At 73.2% G+C, this 16,368-nt stretch carries 21 protein-coding genes and 1 tRNA gene; 13 read left to right on the top strand and 9 right to left on the bottom strand.

Features of this window, described 5'->3' with window-relative positions; translation table 11 throughout:
* The first annotated feature begins 11 nt into the window (after positions 1-11).
* The 4 genes from H4O22_RS15535 to H4O22_RS15520 all read left to right on the top strand — a co-directional run bounded on the left by H4O22_RS15535 (position 12) and on the right by H4O22_RS15520 (position 3,172).
* Positions 12-944 (top strand): ABC transporter ATP-binding protein, encoded by a 933-nt coding sequence (locus tag H4O22_RS15535; protein ID WP_182524248.1) that lies wholly within the window; start codon positions 12-14, stop codon positions 942-944.
* Complete coding sequence (locus H4O22_RS15530) at positions 941-1,750, top strand: ABC transporter permease (protein ID WP_182524247.1); 810 nt, start codon at positions 941-943, stop codon at positions 1,748-1,750. The genes H4O22_RS15535 and H4O22_RS15530 overlap by 4 nt, the downstream gene beginning before the upstream one ends.
* A gap of 88 nt (positions 1,751-1,838) precedes the next feature.
* Positions 1,839-2,555, top strand: coding sequence for a ribonuclease PH (rph, locus tag H4O22_RS15525; RefSeq protein ID WP_182524246.1), 717 nt, complete (start codon positions 1,839-1,841; stop codon positions 2,553-2,555).
* Between the two features lie 53 nt (positions 2,556-2,608).
* Complete coding sequence (locus H4O22_RS15520; protein ID WP_182527180.1) at positions 2,609-3,172, top strand: non-canonical purine NTP pyrophosphatase; 564 nt, start codon at positions 2,609-2,611, stop codon at positions 3,170-3,172.
* Here H4O22_RS15520 and H4O22_RS15515 read toward each other — a convergent pair.
* Together H4O22_RS15515 and H4O22_RS15510 are read right to left on the bottom strand one after the other, a co-directional pair.
* Entirely contained in the window at positions 3,123-4,004 is an 882-nt protein-coding gene (locus H4O22_RS15515; protein WP_182524245.1) for a bile acid:sodium symporter family protein, read from the bottom strand. The genes H4O22_RS15520 and H4O22_RS15515 overlap by 50 nt on opposite strands.
* Positions 4,005-4,044: 40 nt before the next feature.
* Positions 4,045-4,842 (bottom strand): SDR family NAD(P)-dependent oxidoreductase, encoded by a 798-nt coding sequence (locus H4O22_RS15510; RefSeq protein ID WP_182524244.1) that lies wholly within the window; start codon positions 4,840-4,842, stop codon positions 4,045-4,047.
* A 51-nt stretch (positions 4,843-4,893) separates the two neighbouring features.
* Here H4O22_RS15510 and H4O22_RS15505 point away from each other — a divergent pair, with 51 nt between their 5' ends.
* Complete coding sequence (locus tag H4O22_RS15505) at positions 4,894-5,481, top strand: 1-acyl-sn-glycerol-3-phosphate acyltransferase (RefSeq protein WP_182524243.1); 588 nt, start codon at positions 4,894-4,896, stop codon at positions 5,479-5,481.
* 9 nt (positions 5,482-5,490) lie between these two features.
* Here the strand turns inward: H4O22_RS15505 and H4O22_RS15500 are convergent.
* Positions 5,491-5,572, bottom strand: a tRNA-Leu gene (locus H4O22_RS15500).
* A gap of 99 nt (positions 5,573-5,671) precedes the next feature.
* Positions 5,672-6,184, bottom strand: coding sequence for a thioredoxin-dependent thiol peroxidase (gene bcp / locus H4O22_RS15495; RefSeq protein ID WP_182524242.1), 513 nt, complete (start codon positions 6,182-6,184; stop codon positions 5,672-5,674).
* A 113-nt stretch (positions 6,185-6,297) separates the two neighbouring features.
* Here bcp and H4O22_RS15490 point away from each other — a divergent pair, with 113 nt between their 5' ends.
* From H4O22_RS15490 to H4O22_RS15465, 6 genes are read left to right on the top strand one after another with little or no spacing between them, the layout of a single operon-like run.
* The gene (locus tag H4O22_RS15490) at positions 6,298-6,984 is read left to right on the top strand and encodes an energy-coupling factor ABC transporter permease (RefSeq protein WP_182524241.1); all 687 of its coding nucleotides are present in this window, start codon (positions 6,298-6,300) and stop codon (positions 6,982-6,984) included.
* Positions 6,981-7,334, top strand: coding sequence for a PDGLE domain-containing protein (locus tag H4O22_RS15485; RefSeq protein WP_182524240.1), 354 nt, complete (start codon positions 6,981-6,983; stop codon positions 7,332-7,334). Before H4O22_RS15490 ends, H4O22_RS15485 begins: the two co-directional genes overlap by 4 nt.
* Positions 7,334-8,017 carry a cobalt ECF transporter T component CbiQ gene (cbiQ, locus tag H4O22_RS15480; RefSeq protein ID WP_182524239.1) on the top strand — a complete coding sequence of 228 codons (684 nt, stop codon included), beginning with the start codon at positions 7,334-7,336 and terminating at the stop codon, positions 8,015-8,017. The genes H4O22_RS15485 and cbiQ overlap by 1 nt, the downstream gene beginning before the upstream one ends.
* Positions 8,014-8,775 (top strand): energy-coupling factor ABC transporter ATP-binding protein, encoded by a 762-nt coding sequence (locus H4O22_RS15475; RefSeq protein ID WP_182524238.1) that lies wholly within the window; start codon positions 8,014-8,016, stop codon positions 8,773-8,775. Before cbiQ ends, H4O22_RS15475 begins: the two co-directional genes overlap by 4 nt.
* A 40-nt stretch (positions 8,776-8,815) precedes the next feature.
* The gene (locus H4O22_RS15470; protein ID WP_220451184.1) at positions 8,816-9,070 is read left to right on the top strand and encodes a DUF3618 domain-containing protein; all 255 of its coding nucleotides are present in this window, start codon (positions 8,816-8,818) and stop codon (positions 9,068-9,070) included.
* A gap of 5 nt (positions 9,071-9,075) precedes the next feature.
* The gene (locus H4O22_RS15465) at positions 9,076-9,399 is read left to right on the top strand and encodes a GroES family chaperonin (RefSeq protein WP_182524236.1); all 324 of its coding nucleotides are present in this window, start codon (positions 9,076-9,078) and stop codon (positions 9,397-9,399) included.
* Here H4O22_RS15465 and H4O22_RS15460 read toward each other — a convergent pair.
* Complete coding sequence (locus tag H4O22_RS15460; protein WP_220451183.1) at positions 9,390-10,847, bottom strand: MFS transporter; 1,458 nt, start codon at positions 10,845-10,847, stop codon at positions 9,390-9,392. The two genes, H4O22_RS15465 and H4O22_RS15460, sit on opposite strands and share 10 nt — an antisense overlap.
* A 110-nt stretch (positions 10,848-10,957) precedes the next feature.
* Between H4O22_RS15460 and H4O22_RS15455 the strand changes: the two genes are divergently transcribed.
* Both H4O22_RS15455 and H4O22_RS15450 read left to right on the top strand, forming a co-directional pair.
* The gene (locus H4O22_RS15455) at positions 10,958-11,614 is read left to right on the top strand and encodes an SDR family oxidoreductase (RefSeq protein ID WP_182524235.1); all 657 of its coding nucleotides are present in this window, start codon (positions 10,958-10,960) and stop codon (positions 11,612-11,614) included.
* An 83-nt stretch (positions 11,615-11,697) separates the two neighbouring features.
* Positions 11,698-13,089, top strand: a complete 1,392-nt coding sequence (locus H4O22_RS15450; protein WP_182524234.1) for a GntP family permease — start codon at positions 11,698-11,700, stop codon at positions 13,087-13,089.
* 107 nt (positions 13,090-13,196) lie between these two features.
* On the opposite strand, the gene H4O22_RS15445 is transcribed toward H4O22_RS15450, so the two are convergent.
* From H4O22_RS15445 to H4O22_RS20425, 4 genes are read right to left on the bottom strand one after another with little or no spacing between them, the layout of a single operon-like run.
* Entirely contained in the window at positions 13,197-13,592 is a 396-nt protein-coding gene (locus H4O22_RS15445) for a Fur family transcriptional regulator (protein ID WP_182524233.1), read from the bottom strand.
* A complete protein-coding gene (locus tag H4O22_RS15440) occupies positions 13,579-14,583 on the bottom strand; it encodes a metal ABC transporter permease (RefSeq protein WP_319804178.1) in 1,005 nt (334 codons plus the stop codon). The genes H4O22_RS15445 and H4O22_RS15440 overlap by 14 nt, the downstream gene beginning before the upstream one ends.
* Positions 14,580-15,371 (bottom strand): metal ABC transporter ATP-binding protein, encoded by a 792-nt coding sequence (locus tag H4O22_RS20430; protein WP_220451182.1) that lies wholly within the window; start codon positions 15,369-15,371, stop codon positions 14,580-14,582. Before H4O22_RS20430 ends, H4O22_RS15440 begins: the two co-directional genes overlap by 4 nt.
* Positions 15,365-16,312 (bottom strand): metal ABC transporter substrate-binding protein, encoded by a 948-nt coding sequence (locus H4O22_RS20425; protein WP_220451181.1) that lies wholly within the window; start codon positions 16,310-16,312, stop codon positions 15,365-15,367. Before H4O22_RS20425 ends, H4O22_RS20430 begins: the two co-directional genes overlap by 7 nt.
* Positions 16,313-16,368 lie beyond the last annotated feature (56 nt).

Here is a 16,368-nt window from a genome sequence, read left to right as displayed (position 1 = left end):
AGGCTGGACCCATGATCACAGTTGAAGGACTCACCCGGACGTACGGCGCGTTCACCGCCGTCGACGACGTGAGCTTCGTCTGCCAGCCCGGACGGGTGACCGGCTTCCTCGGTCCCAACGGCGCCGGCAAGACGACCACCATGCGCGTCATGGTGGGGCTCACCCCGCCCACCCGAGGCCGGTGCACCATCGGTGGCCACCTCTACCAGGACATCCCGAACCCCGGGCGCCACGTCGGCGTCCTGCTCGACGCCTCCGCCCAGCACGCCGGCCGCACGGGCCGCGAGATCCTCACCCTCGGTGCCCAGACGATGGGCCTGCCCTCCTCGCGCGTCGACGAGATGCTGGCGCTGGTCTCGCTGACCGACGCCGAGTCCAAGCGCCGGCTGCGCAACTACAGCCTCGGCATGCGGCAGCGCCTCGGCATCGCCCACGCGCTGCTCGGCGACCCGTCGGTGCTGATCCTCGACGAGCCCGCCAACGGCCTCGACCCGGCCGGCATCCGCTGGATGCGCGGCCTGCTGGCCTCGTACGCCGAGCGCGGCGGCACCGTGCTGCTCTCCAGCCACCTGCTGCACGAGGTGGAGCTGATCGCCGACGAGATGATCCTCATCGGTCGCGGCAAGATCGTCGCCCAGGGCGACCGGGAGTCGCTGCTGGCCGGGTCCGGAAAGGCGTCCACCCTGGTCACCTCGCTCGACAACGCGGCGCTCGCCGAGGCCCTCCGGGCCCGGGGCGTCGGGGTGACCAGCGCGGGCGACGGCCTGCGGGTGGAGGCCGAGCCGGTCCAGGTCGGCCGCGCCGCCCTGGAGCACGGCATCGTCCTCAGCGACCTCCGCACCGGGGGCGCCGGGCTCGAGGACCTGTTCCTCGAGCTCACCTCCGGCTCCCAGCGCGAGGGCCACCCCTCGGCCGCGACCCAGCAGACAGGAGCACCCGCATGAGCACGAGCGTCAGCACCCCCGGCTCGATGACCATGGACGTCTCGGGCACCCGGAAGGTCCCGCTCGCGACCCTGGTCAAGGTCGAGGTGCGCAAGGCGGTCGACACCCGCGCCGGCCTGTGGTTCACGATCGCGATCGTCGGGCTGGTCCTCGCCGTCGAGGTCATCTGGGCGCTGCTCGCGCCCGACGACAGCAAGGACTTCGAGGGCTTCCTCAGCGCCGCGGGCGGCGTCCTGGGCTACTTCCTCCCGATCCTGATCATCATGCTGGTGACCAGCGAGTCGAGCCAGCGCACGGGCCTGGTCACCTTCACCCTCGAGCCGCGCCGCCCCCGGGTGGTCGTGGCGAAGTTCCTCGCCGGCCTGGTCCTCGCCGCGGTCGTCATGGTGCTGGCCGTCGCGCTGGCCGTGTTCGGCACCCTGCTCGGGATCGCGACCGGCGCGTCGCCCGAGTGGTCGGTGGAGGGCAGCCAGCTGTTCAACGGCTTCGTGCTGGCGAACGTGATCGGGATCCTGATCGGCTTCGCGATCGCGATGCTGCTGATGAACACCCCGGCCGCGATCGTCGGCTACTTCGCCTACAGCCTGATCCTGCCGATCGCGGTCGGCATCCTCAGCGTGCTGAGCGAGGGCTTCGAGAAGGTCGCGCCGTGGATCGAGTTCAACACCGCGCAGATGCCGCTGTTCTCCGGCGACTACACCCCGACCGGGGAGGAGTGGGCCCAGATCGCGACGTCCGGCTTCATCTGGCTGGTCATCCCGCTGGTCCTCGGCACCCTGCGGCTGCTGCGGATCGAGTTCAAGTAGGCACCTGACGCCCGGCCCCGGCCCCGGCTCCGCATCCGGGGCTGGGGCCGGGGCCGGGCTGTCCCCGCCGCGCACTAGCGTGGCCCGCATGACACGTGCCGACGGTCGCGCCGACGACGAGCTCCGCCCCATCACGATCACCCGCCACTGGCTGGACCACGCCGCCGGGTCGGTGCTCGTCGAGTTCGGGCGCACCCGCGTCCTGTGCGCCGCGTCGGCGTCCGAGGGCGTCCCGCGGTGGCGCAAGGGCTCGGGGCTCGGCTGGGTCACCGCCGAGTACGCCATGCTCCCCGCCGCCACCAACACCCGCTCCGACCGCGAGTCGGTCAAGGGCCGGATCGGCGGCCGCACCCACGAGATCAGCCGGCTGATCGGGCGCTCGCTGCGCGCGGTCATCGACTACGAAGCGCTCGGCGAGAACACCATCCAGCTCGACTGCGACGTCCTCCAGGCCGACGGCGGCACCCGCACCGCGGCGATCACCGGGGCGTACGTCGCCCTCGCCGACGCCGTCTCCCACCTGCGCTCGACCGGCGCGCTCACGGGCGAGCCGCTGACCGGCTCGGTGGCGGCCGTCAGCGTCGGCATCATCGACGGCGTGCCGCGGCTCGACCTGCCCTACGAGGAGGACGTGCGCGCCGAGACCGACATGAACATCGTGATGACCGGCGGCGGGGCCTTCGTCGAGGTGCAGGGCACCGCCGAGGGCGCGGCGTTCTCGCGCGCCGAGCTCGACGCGCTGCTCGCGCTCGGCGAGAAGGGCTGCGCCGACCTGACCCGGATGCAGCAGGAGGCACTGGCGTGACGAGCGCGCCCCGCGTCTTCCTCGCCTCCCGGAACGCGAAGAAGCTCCAGGAGATGGAGCGGATCCTCGCCGAGCACCTGCCGGGGGTGAGCGTGGTCGGCCTCGACGACGTCGCGGCGTACGACGAGCCGGTCGAGGACGAGCCGACGTTCGCCGGCAACGCGCTGCTCAAGGCGCGGGCCGGGCACGCCGCGACCGGGCTGCCGTCGGTCGCCGACGACAGCGGCCTGTGCGTCGACGCGCTGAACGGCATGCCGGGGGTGCTGTCCGCGCGCTGGTCGGGGCCGCCCAAGGACGACGCGCGCAACAACGCGCTGCTGCTCGCCCAGCTCGCCGACGTGCCCGACGAGCGGCGCGGGGCGCACTTCATGTGCGCGGTCGCGTTCGTGCACGCCGGGGGCGAGGACGTCGTCCACGGACGGATGGACGGCACCATCGCCCGCGAGGTGCGGGGGAGCGGCGGGTTCGGCTACGACGTGCTGTTCGTCGCCGACGAGCGCCCCGGCCTCACGACCGCGGAGCTCTCGCGGGAGGAGAAGGACGCGATCTCCCACCGTGGCAAGGCGCTCAGGGAGCTGGCACCCGTGCTGGCCCGTCGGCTCGGATCCGCCGGCTGATCGCCGCGCCCCACAGGGCGGCGAAGACGAACATGATCACCGAGTAGACCGCCGCCGGCACCGAGATCTCCGTGGTGTCGAGCACCTCGACCGCGACGTAGATCGCCAGCGTGCCGTTGTGCACGCCGATCTCCATCGACGAGGCGATCGCCTGCTCCTCGCGGACGCCGGCGGCGCGCGGCACGACGTACCCGATGACCAGGCTGGCGGCGCAGAACAGCCCCGCGGCGAGCCCCACCTCGGCGAGGTAGTCCCCGATGCTGTCGCGCTGGTCGAGCATGATGCCGAGCACCAGGACGGCCAGGATCACCGCCGACCCGGTGCGGACCGGCCGGTCCATGCGGCGGGCGAAGTCCTCGTGGCGGGCGCGCACCAGCATGCCCAGCGCCACGGGGACCAGCACGACCGCGAAGACCTCGACCACCTTGCTGAACTGCAGGTCGACGGTGTCGCCGCGGTCGTAGTAGTCGATCGCGAGGTTGGTGATGACCGGCAGCGAGACGATCGCGATGATCGAGTTGATCGCCGTGAGCGTGACGTTGAGGGCGACGTCCCCGCGGAACAGGTGGCTGTAGAGGTTGGCGCTCGTGCCGCCGGGGGAGGCGGCGAGCAGCATCATCCCGATCGCGAGCAGCGGCGGCAGGTCGAGCAGCGTGACCAGCCCGAAGCAGAGCGCCGGGAGCAGCAGCAGCTGGCAGGCCAGCGCGACGGCGACCGCGCGCGGGTGCCGGCCGACGCGACGGAAGTCGTCGGGCGTGAGGCTGAGCCCGAGGCCGAGCATGATGATGCCGAGCGCCAGCGGCAGCCCGACGGTGGTGAGCGCGGAGTCCATGGGCGGACTCTAGTGACGGCCCTCAGGCGGGGGGGGGGTTTCAGCGGTCCTTGCGGGGCTTGGTCTGCGCGGCCATCGCCTTGGTGCCGATCCGGTCGGGCAGGTGGGTGGCCGCCTCGGCCATCACCCGGTTCTTCAGCGAGCCGGCGACCACGTGCGGCTTGCCGGCCATCATCGCCGCGAACCCGTCGCGCGCCACGTCGTTCGGGTCGTCCTTCCTGCCCTGGCCGATCGGGGTGTCGAGCATGTCGGCCCGCCGGAAGAAGTCGGTGTCGGTGGGTCCCGGCATCAGCGACGTGACGGTCACGCCGGTCCCGGACAGCTCCTCGCGGATCCCCTCCGCGAACGAGTGCCCGAAGGCCTTCGAGGCGGCGTACGTCGCGTGGTACGGGCCCGGCGCGACCGCGGCGATCGAGGCGGTGACCAGGATCCGGCCGCGGCCCTGGGCGACGAAGTGGTCCACGGCCCGCTTGGCGAGGTGGACGGTCGAGCGGACGTTGAGGTCGACGAGGTTCAGGTGCCGCTCGAGCGCGGTCTCGGCGAACCGGCCGCCGACCCCCACCCCGGCGTTGAGGACGGCGACCTCGAGGCGCCCGAGGTCGGTGACCTGCTGCCACAGGTGCTCGACCTGCTCGGGCACGGTGAGGTCGACCTGGACCGGGATCACCAGCCGCTGCCCCGCGCCCAGCGCGGCGCCGGCCTCGTGGATGCCCTGGTCCTCGGCGGCGACGACAAGGTCGAAGCCGTGGCCGACCAGCTGCCGGGCGAGCGCCAGCCCGATGCCGCTGGAGGCGCCGGTGACGAGTGCGAGCCCCTGGCTCTGGGTGGGGGAGTCCATGCGGGCGGGTACCCCTGCGACCCGCCTGCATGCCGGCGCTAGGTTCGCACCGTGAACCGACACTTCCTCGTCCGCCGTACCTTCGCGCGGGTCGCGCTCCGCCTGTCCCGGTGGCGTACGGCGGGGACGGTGCCCCCGCGGGGCGTCCTCGTCGGCGCCCCGCACACCTCCAACTGGGACTGGGTGCTCACCCTGCTCCTGGCGTGGGACAGCAGCGTGCAGATCCGGCTGCTGGTGAAGAAGGAGTTCTTCCGCGGCCCGCTCGGTCCCCTCCTGCGGTCCACCGGCGCGGTCTCGCTGGACCGGGAGAACCCCGGCGCGACCATCCGCGAGCTGATCGCGGACGCCGCCACCGACGAGTCGTTCCTGCTCGGCATCGCCGCCGAGGGCACCCGCTCGCGCTCCGACCACTGGAAGTCCGGCTTCCACCGGATCGCCCGGCAGACCGGGCTGCCCATCACGCTCGCGTACGTCGACGCGCCGAGCCGCACCGTCGGCTGGGGGCCGACCTTCGCCCCCACCGACGACCTGGTCGCCGACATGGACCGGGTCCGCGCCTTCTACGCCGACAAGCGCGGCATCCGCCCCGAGCTCGCCACCGAGCCGCGCCTGCGCGAGGAGACCCGCGGCGTCGAGTGACGTCGTACGTGCCGAAGGGGGGACTCGAACCCCCACGCCCTAGAGCACAGGTACCTAAAACCTGCGTGTCTGCCAGTTCCACCACTCCGGCCGAGTGCGGTGAGCAGTCTAGGGATGCCCGCCTGTGGATGAATCCGCCGAGTCGGCGCACATGTGCGCCGACTCGGCGATGCTCTCCACAGGCCGGGGGTCAGTTCTTGCCGGCGTGGGGCTCCTCGGGGCCGGCGGAGTTGGCCTCGAGGTCGCGGCGGAGCTTGGCGACGTGGCCGGTGGCCTTGACGTTGTACTGCGCGAGGAAGACCTTGCCGTCCTCGTCGACGACGACGGTCGAGCGGATGACGCCCTCGACGGTCTTGCCGTACAGCTTCTTCTCGCCGAACGCGCCGTACTCGCGCAGCACGGTCTTGTCGGGGTCGGAGAGCAGCCGGATCGTGAGGTGCTCCTTCTCGCGGAACTTCGCGAGCTTCTCCGGCGGGTCGGGGGAGATGCCCACGACCTCGTAGCCCTCGGCACGGAGCGAGTCGAGCGAGTCGGTGAAGTCGCACGCCTGCTTGGTGCAGCCGGGCGTCATCGCCGAGGGGTAGAAGTACACGATCACCTTGCGGCCGAGGAAGTCCGAGAGCCCGACCTCGGTGCCGGTGTCGTCGGTGAGCGTGAACTCCGGGGCGGTGTCGCCCGGGGCGAGGCGCGAGGGAAGGGTCACGGGGGTCTCCTGCTGCTGAGCGCTTGTTGCAACCAATGTGCAATAGCGTATGGTCGAGAGGTCGGGGTCGTCCCCGAACCTACCCACCGACCTCCACCCCGCAGGAGCCCCCCGTGCACGTGCCTGACGGCTTCCTCGACGTCCCGACGTCGGCCGCGACCGGCGTGGTCGCCGTCGCCGCCGTCGGCATCGCCCTCCGCCGGGCGCGCCACGAGCTCGACGACCGGACCGCGCCGATGGCCGGCCTGGTCGCGGCGTTCGTCTTCGCCGCCCAGATGATCAACTTCCCGGTGGGGGCCGGCACCAGCGGCCACCTGATGGGCGGCGCGCTCGCCGCCGTGCTGGTCGGGCCTTGGACCGCGGTCCTGTGCCTGGCGGTCGTCCTCCTCGTGCAGGGCCTGTTCATGGCCGACGGCGGCATCTCGGCCCTCGGCACGAACATCACCCTGATCGGCCTGGTGACGGTCGTCGTCGGCTGGTTCGTCTTCCGCGGGCTCCGCGCCGTCCTGCCCCGCCGGCTCGGCGTGGTCGCCCCCGCCGCCGCGATCGCGGCGCTGGTCTCGGTGCCCGTGGCCGCCGCGGTCTTCACCCTGCTCTTCGCGGTCGGCGGCCAGGTGCCCATCGACACCGGCACCGTGCTGACCGCGATGCTCGGCTGGCACGTCCTGATCGGCCTCGGCGAGGCCCTCATCACCGGCCTGGTGGTCGGCGCGGTCGTCACCGCCCGCCCCGACCTGGTGCACGGCGCCCGCAGCCTGCTCGCCACCCGCGAGCTCGAGATCCGGACGGTGCCGGCATGAGGTCGCGCCGCTTCTTCGCCGTCGCCCTCGTGGTCGCGCTCCTCGTCGCCGGGGTCGCCAGCTACTACGCCAGCAGCCACCCCGACGGGCTCGAGCACGTCGCCGAGCAGACCGGGTTCCTCGACTCCGCGGAGGACTCGCCCGTCGCGGACAGCCCGCTCGCCGACTACCAGACCGAGGGGGTCGAGGACGAGCGCCTCAGCGGCGGCCTGGCCGGCGTGCTCGGGGTGCTGCTCGTCCTGGCCCTGGCCGGCGGGCTCGCCTGGGCGGTACGCCGCCGCGGCCCGACGGCCGCGCCCCACGCCGACACAGTGACCGACGCGCCCCAGAAGGACGAGGCAGCCCGCTAGTGGGCGCCGGCCACGGCCACCGGCTGCACTACCACGGCCACAGCCCCCTCCACCGGGCGCCGGCGCACCTCAAGCTGCTGGCCCTGCTGGCGTTCGTGCTGGCCGTCGTGGCCACCCCCCGCGAGTGGTACGCCGCGTACGCCGGGTTCCTCGCCGTCCTGCTGGGCGTGATCGCGCTGAGCGGGGTGCCGTTCGGCTACCTGGCGAAGCGGATGGTGGTCGAGGTGCCGTTCGTGGTGTTCGCGGTGCTGATGCCGTTCGTGGCGACCGGCCCGCGCACCGAGGTGCTCGGGCTGAGCGTCTCCGAGCCGGGGCTGCTCGCCGCGTGGGGGCTGCTCGCCAAGGGCACCCTCGGCGTCCTCGCGTCGCTGACGATGGCCGCGACCACCGAGCCCACCGCGGTCCTGGCCGGCCTGCAGCGGCTCCGGATGCCCGAGCTGATCGTGCAGATCATGGGCTTCATGATCCGCTACCTCGACGTGGTCACCGCCGAGATGGGGCGGATGCTGACCTCGATGCGGTCCCGCGGCTGCGAGCCCCGCTCGCCGCGGCACTGGCCGGCGCTGGCGCGCTCGCTCGGCGCGCTGTTCATCCGCAGCTACGAGCGCGGCGAGCGCGTGCACCTCGCGATGGTCTCGCGCGGCTACACCGGCCGCCTCCCGGAGACCCGGGACGCCGCGTGACCACGCCGGTGCTCGACGTACGCGGCCTGGCCTACGCCTACCCCGACGGCCACCAGGCGCTGTACGGCGTCGACCTGCACGTCCACCGCGGGGAGCGGGTCGCCATGCTCGGCCCGAACGGCGCCGGCAAGACCACCCTGGTGCTGCACCTGAACGGGATCCTCACCGCCGGCGCGGGCACCGTCGAGGTCAGCGGCCTGCCGGTCGCCAAGCCGCACCTCGCCGAGGTACGCCGGCGCGTCGGCATCGTCTTCCAGGACCCCGACGACCAGCTGTTCATGGGGACGGTGCGCCAGGACGTCGCGTTCGGGCCGGCCAACCTCGGGGTGCGCGGCGCCGAGCTGGACCGGCGGGTGCTCGCCGCGCTGGAGCAGGTCGGGATGGCCGAGCACGCCGACCGGCCGCCGCACCACCTCTCCTTCGGCCAGCGGCGCCGGGTCGCGGTCGCGACCGTGCTGGTCATGGAGCCGGAGGTCCTGGTGCTCGACGAGCCGTCCTCCAACCTCGACCCCGCCTCGCGGCGCGAGCTCGCCGACATCCTGCGCTCGCTCGACGTGACGGTGCTGATGGTCACCCACGACCTGCCGTACGCCCTGGAGCTCTGCCCGCGCTCGGTCGTGCTCAGCGGCGGGACGGTGGTCGCCGACGGCGCGACGTACGACGTGCTGACCGACGACGCGCTGATGCGCGCCCACCGGCTGGAGCTCCCGTTCGGCTTCGACCCGCGCACCACGCGCCCGGCCCCGCCGCAAGGTTGATAGCCTCCACCCGACCGTTCGGCGTACGGAGGAGACGATGGTGAGCAAGGACAACGACACGTCGTCCCTCGAGCGTGAGATCGAGGAGGCGCGCGAGCATCTGGCCACCACGATCGACCAGCTCCTCTACCGGTCGAGCCCCAAGACGATCGCCAACCGCGAGATCGCCTCGCTGAAGGCGCACTTCGTCGACCCGGCGACCGGTCAGCCGCGCACCGACAACATCCTCAAGGTCGCGGGCGCCGTGCTCGGCGCCGTCGTCCTGGTCGTGGTCGTCCGGAAGGTCGTCAAGTAGTCCTGATGACCGACAAGACTCCCATCAAGATGCTGCACGACCGCATCCTCGTGGAGGTCGATCGCGACGCCGGGGAGCGCAAGTCGACGGGCGGCATCGTCATCCCCGCGACCGCCGCCATGGGCGCCCGCCGGCTGTCCTGGTCCAAGGTCGTCGCCGTCGGCCCGCAGGCGCGGGCGATCGAGGCCGGCGACCGGGTGCTCTTCGACGCCGAGGACAAGGCAGAGGTCGAGGTCCACGGCGAGACGTACGTCGTCCTGCGCGAGCGCGACGTGCACGCGGTGGCGGCCGACCGGCTCGCCGACGAGGCCACCGGCCTCTACCTCTGACCGGGGCTCGCTGCCGGGACGAAGCCGAGCTCGGCGTTGTCGGCGTCCTCGAGCGGACCGCTCGTCGACTGCCGGTGCGTGTTCGGGACGAACGCCGCCGCGGCGGCCGCGAGCAGCAGGCCGCAGCCGAGGACGAAGAACCCGACGGTGTAGCCGCGCTCGACCGGGATGCCGAGGTCGTCGACCTTGGCGGTCACGATGCCGGCCATCATCGCGGAGCCGATGGAGCCGCCGATGGTGCGGATGTTGGCGTTCATGCCGCTGGCCACGCCGGTCTGCGCCGGCGGGACCGAGGTCACCACGACCCCCGCGAGGCTGGCGAAGACCAGCCCGGACCCGACGCCCTGGACCGTGGTCGCGGCGTACAGCTGCCAGGTGGCGTCGTGCCACAGGGCGACCGAGAAGAACGCCGCGGCGGTCAGCACCGCGCCGGTGCCGATCACCACGCGGGCGCCGAGCGCGCGCACCAGCCGGGCGGTGGCGAAGCCCATGATGAAGCTGGCGATCGCCGAGGGCACCAGCAGCCGACCGGACTCGGTGATGGTCGCGTCGAAGCCGTACCCGGCGGACGCGGGGGTCTGCAGGAACTGCGGGAGGAACCCGAACGAGGCGAACATGCCGAAGCCCACGAACAGCGCGACCAGGTTCGTCGTCCAGACGCCGCGCAGCCGCATCATGTCCATGTCGATCATCGGCACGGGGACCCGGCGCTCGACGACCACCCACGCCGCGGCGACGAGGACGGCGACCGCGAACAGGCCCAGCACGCGGCCGGACAGCCAGCCCCACGCGTTGCCCTCGCTCAGCGCGAGCAGCAGGGCGATCAGCCAGACGGAGAGCAGGATCGCCGGCACCACCGGCATCCGGCCGGGGGTGCGCACCGGGGACTCCGGGATGAACAGCAGGGCCGCGAGCGCCGCCAGGCTGGTGGCGATCATCGGGATCCAGAAGAGCCAGTCGTAGCCGAGCGACCCGACGATCGGGCCGGCCACGACGATGCCGGCGCCGAAGCCGACGGCGGTCAGCGAGGACAGCACGCTGATCGCGGTCGTCATCCGCTCCTGGAACTCGTCGCGGATGATGCCGAAGGCGAGGGGGAGCACCCCGCCGCCGGCGCCCTGCACCACGCGGGCGGCGATCAGCCAGCCGATGCTGGGCGCCAGGGCGGCCGCCAGTGACCCGACGGCCAGCGCGGAGAGGGTGATCACGAGCATCCGGCGCTTCCCGACGGCGTCGCCGAGACGGCCCAGCAGCGGGGTGCAGATGGACGCCGAGAGCAGGTACGCGGTCAGCACCCAGGTCACGGTCGCCTGGTCGGTGTCGAACTCGCGCTGGGTCTCGGTGAGCACGGGGACGACGAGCGACTGCAGCAGCACGAAGGACGCCACCGAGACCGCGAGGACGGCGAAGGTGATCGGACGGCTGCCGCGGGGGACGGTGCGTGGCACGGGAAGGCTGCTCCTGACGAGAAGTCGTTGCCAGGGGCAACCGAATGGACGAGGCCCAGCGTAGGACCCGAGCAGCAGCGACACCCAGTCGGGAGCCCTACGGTGTGCTCATGACGGAGCGCGTGGTGGTCGTGGTCGGAGCGGGGCCGGGCGTCAGCGGGTCGCTGGCCCGGAGGTACGCCGCGGAGGGCTGGTCGGTCGCGCTGGTGGGGAGGGACGGCGAGGCGCTCGCCGCGCTCGCCGACCAGGTGCGCGCGGCCGGGGCCGAGGTGGCGACCGAGGTCGCCGACCTCACCGACACCGAGGCGGCCCGCCTGGCCCTGGTCCGGCTCGCCGACTGGTTCGGTCGCGTCGACGTGCTGCACGTCAACCCGAGCGCCTACCGGGAGAAGGACCCGCTCGAGCTCACCGTCGCCGAGCTGCTCGCCGACGTCGCGCTGGGCGTGGGCGTGCTGCTCACGGCGGTCCAGACGCTGCGGCCCTACCTCGGCGCGGGGAGCAGGGTCACCGTCACCGGCAGCATGGCCGCCGACCGGCCCTGGCACCGCGCGGCCTCGCTCGGCGTCCAGAAGGCGGGGGTGCGCAACCTCGTGCAGAGCCTGGACGCCACCTTGCGGCCCGACGGGATCCGGGCGGTCTCGGTCACCGTGCGCGGCACCCTCGCGCCGGACGGCCCGTTCAGCCCCGACCGGGTGGCGGAGGCGCTGGTCGCCGCGGCGCGCCAGGACGAGGACGTCTGGAGCGCCGAGGTCGCCTACTCGGGCTGAGCGGGCGCCGGGATTGTCCCCGGCCGCGACCGGGCAGGGACCGGTCAGCGGACGCCGGTGTCCGCCCGACCCCGGAGGTTGCCGTGGAGCCCATCGACCCGGCGTACGGGACCGCGGTGCTGCTGCTCATCGCCGCCGCGTCCGTCGCCCTCCTGCTCGTCCTCATCATCGTCGTCAAGCTGCACGCCTTCGTCGCGCTGGTGCTCGTCAGCGTCGTGACGGCGGTGGCGGTCGGCTTCGACCCGGCGGAGATCCCCGACGCCCTGCTCTTCGGGTTCGCGGACACGCTCGGGTCCGTGGCGCTCCTGGTCGCCTTCGGCGTGATGCTGGGGCGGCTGCTGGAGGTGACCGGCGGGGCCCAGGTCCTCGCCGACCGGCTGATCTCCCGGTTCGGGGAGAAGCGGGCCCCGCTGGCCCTGGGCGTCGCGTCGCTGCTGTTCGGGTTCCCGATCTTCTTCGACGCCGGGCTGGTGGTGTTCCTCCCGGTCATCTTCACCGTCGCGCGCCGGTTCGGGGGCTCGGTGCTCGCCTACGCGCTGCCGTCGGCGGGGGCCTTCGCGGCCATGCACGCGGTCGTGCCGCCGCACCCCGGCCCGGTCGCCGCGGCGGAGCAGATCGGCGCCGACATCGGGCTCACGCTGGTGCTGGGCGTGCCGATCGCCGTCCTCGCCTGGTACGTCGGCGTGCTGCTGGTCTCCCGCGTGATGGCGGCGCGCGTCCACGTCGCCGTCACCGACGCGGTGCTCGGCCAGGTGATGAGCGCCGAGGAGGACGAGGACGCCGGCCGCCGGCCGCCGTCGTTCGCGACCGTGCTCGCGCTCCTGCTGCTGCCGATGGTGCTGATCTCCTTCGACACGGTGCTGGCGACGCTCGCGTCCGCCGACGTGGTCGACGAGGAGGCCGGGTGGGTCGCGGCGCTGTCGCTGCTCGGCCAGACCTCGGTCGCGCTGCTGCTCACGGTGCTGGCGGCGATCGTCGTGCTCGGGCGCCCGCGGGTGTCGATGGCCCGGATCAGCGAGCTGTTCGACCAGGCCCTCGGCCCGGTCTGCTCGATCATCCTGATCACCGGCGCCGGCGGCATGTTCGGCGGCATCCTCGAGCTCTCCGGCATCGGCGCCGCCCTCAGCGGCTCGCTCTCGGACCTCGGGTTCTCGCTGATCGTGCAGGCGTTCGTGATCGCGACGCTGCTCCGCGTCGCCCAGGGCTCGGCGACCGTCGCCATCACCACCACGGCGGGACTGATCGCCGCCTCGGTCGACGAGGCCAACCTCGGCGACCTGCAGCTCACCCTCCTGGTCGTCGCCATCGCCGCCGGCGCGACCGTCCTCTCCCACGTCAACGACTCGGGGTTCTGGCTGGTCGGCCGCTTCTTCGGCATGGACGTCCCCACGACCCTGAAGACCTGGACCGTGCTGGAGACGACGCTCGGCCTCTCGGTGTTCGCGATCGCCCTGGGGATCTGGGTCGTCGTCTGACGGGCGGCGGGATCGCCCGGGTGCGTCCGGGACGTCATACGAGGTGGCGGCTGTCGCGACCAGTTCGTATGACGTCCCGGGGCCCCGGCGGCGCGAACGGGGGCAGGTCAGCGGCAGCCGGGGCAGGTGCCGAAGATCTCCAGGGTGTGGCTGACGTCGGTGAAGCCGTGCTCGGCGGCGATGGACCGGGTCCACCGCTCGACGCCGGGGCCCTCGACCTCGACGGTGCGGCCGCAGTCGCGGCAGACCAGGTGGTGGTGGTGGGTGCCGGAGCAGCGGCGGTAGACGGCCTCGCCGTCCTCGGTGCGCAGCAGGTCGACCTCGCCGGCGTCGGCGAGCCGCTGCAGGGTGCGGTAGACGGTGGCGAGGCCGACCGGCTCGCCGCGGTCGCCGAGCAGCTCGTGGATCTCCTGCGCGGACCGGAAGTCCTCGACGGAGGCCATCGCCTCGACGACCGCCAGCCGCTGCCGGGTCGGGCGCAGCGGGGGCTCAGTGCTCGTCATAGTGCCTCCCGTGGACGGCGTGCCGGTGCCCGTCGTGGACGTAGTCGACGTGGTCGCCGTGGGTGACGGCCACGTGGCCGCAGTCGGGCCCGTGCTCGTGGGCGTGCCCCTCGCACACCTCGTGCTCCTCGACGTCCTCGGCGGCGAACGGCGTCACGAGCCGCTGGCGGCGGCGCAGGACCGCACCGACCGGCCAGGTGGCGATGAAGCATGCGAGAGCGAGCAGCACGATGGTCGGGCCGGGGGCGACGGAGACGTCGTGGTGCACCGAGAGGTACGCCGAGACCAGCAGGCCGCCGACCGCGGCACCGGCCCCGACGACCACCGCACCGGCGACCGTGACGCGGAAGGACCGGGCCAGCTGCTGGGACGTCGCGACCGGGACGATCATCAGCGCGGAGACCAGGAGCAGTCCCACGGTGCGCATCGCGATCGTGACGGTGACCGCGGCGAGGACCGCGACCAGCAGGTTGTAGGCCCGGACGTTGACGCCGGCGACCTGGGCGAACTCCTGGTCCTGGGCGACCGCGAAGAGCTGGGGGAGCAGGCCGAGGCCGAGCAGCAGGATCACCACCGCCAGGGCGAGCGTGAACCAGATGTCGGTGAGCGAGATCGAGGTGATCGAGCCGAAGAGGTACTGCTGCAGCGTCGCGCCGGTCTGCCCGGCGAGCCCGGTGATGAGCACGCCGCCGGCCAGGCCGCCGTAGAAGAGCAGGGCGAGTGCGAGGTCGCCGCTGGTGTGCCCGCGGTCGCGGATCACCTCGATGACGACCGCGCCGACGACGGCGACGACCACGGCGGTCCAGGTGGGGGCGATCCCGGTCAGCAGGCCCAGCGCCACCCCGGTGACCGCCACGTGGCCGAGCCCGTCGCCGAGGAGCGCGAGCCGGCGCTGCACGAGGTAGGTGCCGATCACGGGGGCGGCGAGCCCGGTGACGAACGCGGCCAGCAGCGCGCGCTGCATGAAGGGGTAGGAGAGGAGCTCGATCACCAGCGCACGTCCTGGTCGCGTCGGTCCAGCGGCGCCACGATCCCGGGGTGGTGGTCGTGCCGGCCCTCGTGGGGGTGGTGGTGGCCGTGCGCGTCGTCGACGGCGAGCGGCGGGCCGTCGTACACGACCCGGCCGTCGCGCAGCACCACCGTGCGGTCGACGAGCGGCGCGATCGGCCCGAGCTCGTGGGTGACCAGCACGATCGTGCTGCCCGAGCCGGACAGTGCCTCGAGGGCGTCGGCGAGCGCGTGCTGGTTGGGCAGGTCGACGCCGGCGGTCGGCTCGTCGAGGAAGAACAGGTCGGGCTCGCCGGCCAGCGCGCGGGCGATCAGCACCCGCTGCTGCTGCCCGCCCGAGAGGGTCGCCACGCTGTCGCCGGCCCGGTCCGCCAGCCCGACCAGCTCGAGCGCCGCGGCGACCGCGGCCCGGTCGTCCTTGCCGGCGGGCCGGAACAGCCGGCGCCGGGTCAGCCGCCCGGACGCGACGACCTCGGCCACCGAGGCCGGGACGCCGCTGGCGGCGCCGGTGCGCTGGGGGACGAACCCGATCCGGTGCCGGTCGCGGAAGGTCTCGTACGGCGTGCCGAAGAGCCGCAGCGACCCGCGGGCCAGCGGACGCAGGCCGGTGAGCGCCCGGACGAGGGTCGACTTGCCCGACCCGTTGGGGCCCAGCAGGGTCACGAACTCGCCCTGGCGCACGGTCAGGTCGACGCCGCGCACCACCGGTCGCCCGGCGATGGCCACGGACCCGTCGGTCAGCTCGATGACCGGTGCGGCGGCGCTCAACACCGGTTCGCCTCCTGCAGGGCGGCGAGGTTGCGGCGCATGAGGGAGAGGTAGTCCTCGTCGGCGGTGTCGTCGGTCAGCGCCTCGACGGTGTCCAGCACCGCGGTGCGCACCCCCGCGTCCCCGGCAAGGGTCTCGGCGGTCCCCGGTCCGGTCAGGGTCTCGGAGAAGACCGTGGTGATGCCCTCCTCCTCGATCAGGTCCTGGAGCTCGGCGAGGGCGGCGGGCGTCGGCTCGGCATCGGGGGAGATGCCGGCGATCGACTCCAGGTGCAGGCCGTAGCGCTCGAGGTAGCCGAAGGCGTCGTGCGTGGTGACCACGGTGGAGGTGGCGCAGTCGGCCAGGCCCTCGGCGTACTCGGCGTCGAGCTCCTCGAGGTCGGCGCGCAGCGCGGCCGCGTTGGCGGCGAACGTCTCGGCCTCGTCCGGCACGATCGTGGCCAGCTCCTCGGCGACCGCGTCGCCGAGCGCGGCCATCCGCAGCGGGTCCAGCCAGAAGTGCGGGTCGTCCTCGCCGTGGTCGTGGCCCTCGTGCCCCTCGTCCTCGGCGTGCTCGCCCTCGTGCTCCTCGTGCTCGTCGAACGGCACCAGGTCCACGACGTCCGCGGCGTCCAGCACGACGCCGGACGCGTTCTGCTCCACGGCCTCGTCGACGGCCGGCTGCAGTCCGCTGACGTGGACGACCAGGGGCGCGTCCGCGACCTGTGCGGTCTCCAGGAGCCCGAGCTGGAGGTCGTGCGGCTCCCCGCCGGCGGAGGTGAGGTTCTCGACGTCGAGGACGTCGCCGGCCACCCGCTCCGTGACGTACTGGATCGGGTAGAGCGCGGCGGCCACGGGCGTCCCCTCGGCGCCGGCCGCGGAGTCCCCGAGGCCCAGGGCGCCGCAGCCGCTGAGCGCCAGCGTGCCGAGCGCGAGGGCGGACGCGAGCAGTCGGGGAGCAGCCATGAGAACTATTCTCAAACTTGTTGAGAATCATTGTCAAACCTCGGCGTGGGTAGGCT

It is taken from the genome of Nocardioides dongkuii, assembly GCF_014127485.1.
In the GTDB taxonomy this organism is placed as follows: domain Bacteria; phylum Actinomycetota; class Actinomycetes; order Propionibacteriales; family Nocardioidaceae; genus Nocardioides; species Nocardioides dongkuii.
Note: the sequence above shows the minus strand (reverse complement) of the source record. Positions and strands in the feature narration are given on the sequence as shown.

Bases quoted from the DNA above. Each gene is read 5' to 3' on its own strand.
- H4O22_RS15520 (WP_182527180.1), top strand. From the start codon at position 2,609: ATGGAGCGGATCCTCGCCGAGCACCTGCCGGGGGTGAGCGTGGTCGGC.
- H4O22_RS15530 (WP_182524247.1), top strand. From the start codon at position 941: ATGAGCACGAGCGTCAGCACCCCCGGCTCGATGACCATGGACGTCTCG.
- H4O22_RS15485 (WP_182524240.1), top strand. From the start codon at position 6,981: ATGAGGTCGCGCCGCTTCTTCGCCGTCGCCCTCGTGGTCGCGCTCCTC.
- H4O22_RS15515 (WP_182524245.1), bottom strand. From the start codon at position 4,004: ATGGACTCCGCGCTCACCACCGTCGGGCTGCCGCTGGCGCTCGGCATC.
- H4O22_RS15445 (WP_182524233.1), bottom strand. From the start codon at position 13,592: ATGACGAGCACTGAGCCCCCGCTGCGCCCGACCCGGCAGCGGCTGGCG.
- H4O22_RS15455 (WP_182524235.1), top strand. From the start codon at position 10,958: ATGACGGAGCGCGTGGTGGTCGTGGTCGGAGCGGGGCCGGGCGTCAGC.
- H4O22_RS15535 (WP_182524248.1), top strand. From the start codon at position 12: ATGATCACAGTTGAAGGACTCACCCGGACGTACGGCGCGTTCACCGCC.
- H4O22_RS20425 (WP_220451181.1), bottom strand. From the start codon at position 16,312: ATGGCTGCTCCCCGACTGCTCGCGTCCGCCCTCGCGCTCGGCACGCTG.
- rph (WP_182524246.1), top strand. From the start codon at position 1,839: ATGACACGTGCCGACGGTCGCGCCGACGACGAGCTCCGCCCCATCACG.
- H4O22_RS15465 (WP_182524236.1), top strand. From the start codon at position 9,076: ATGACCGACAAGACTCCCATCAAGATGCTGCACGACCGCATCCTCGTG.
- H4O22_RS15510 (WP_182524244.1), bottom strand. From the start codon at position 4,842: ATGGACTCCCCCACCCAGAGCCAGGGGCTCGCACTCGTCACCGGCGCC.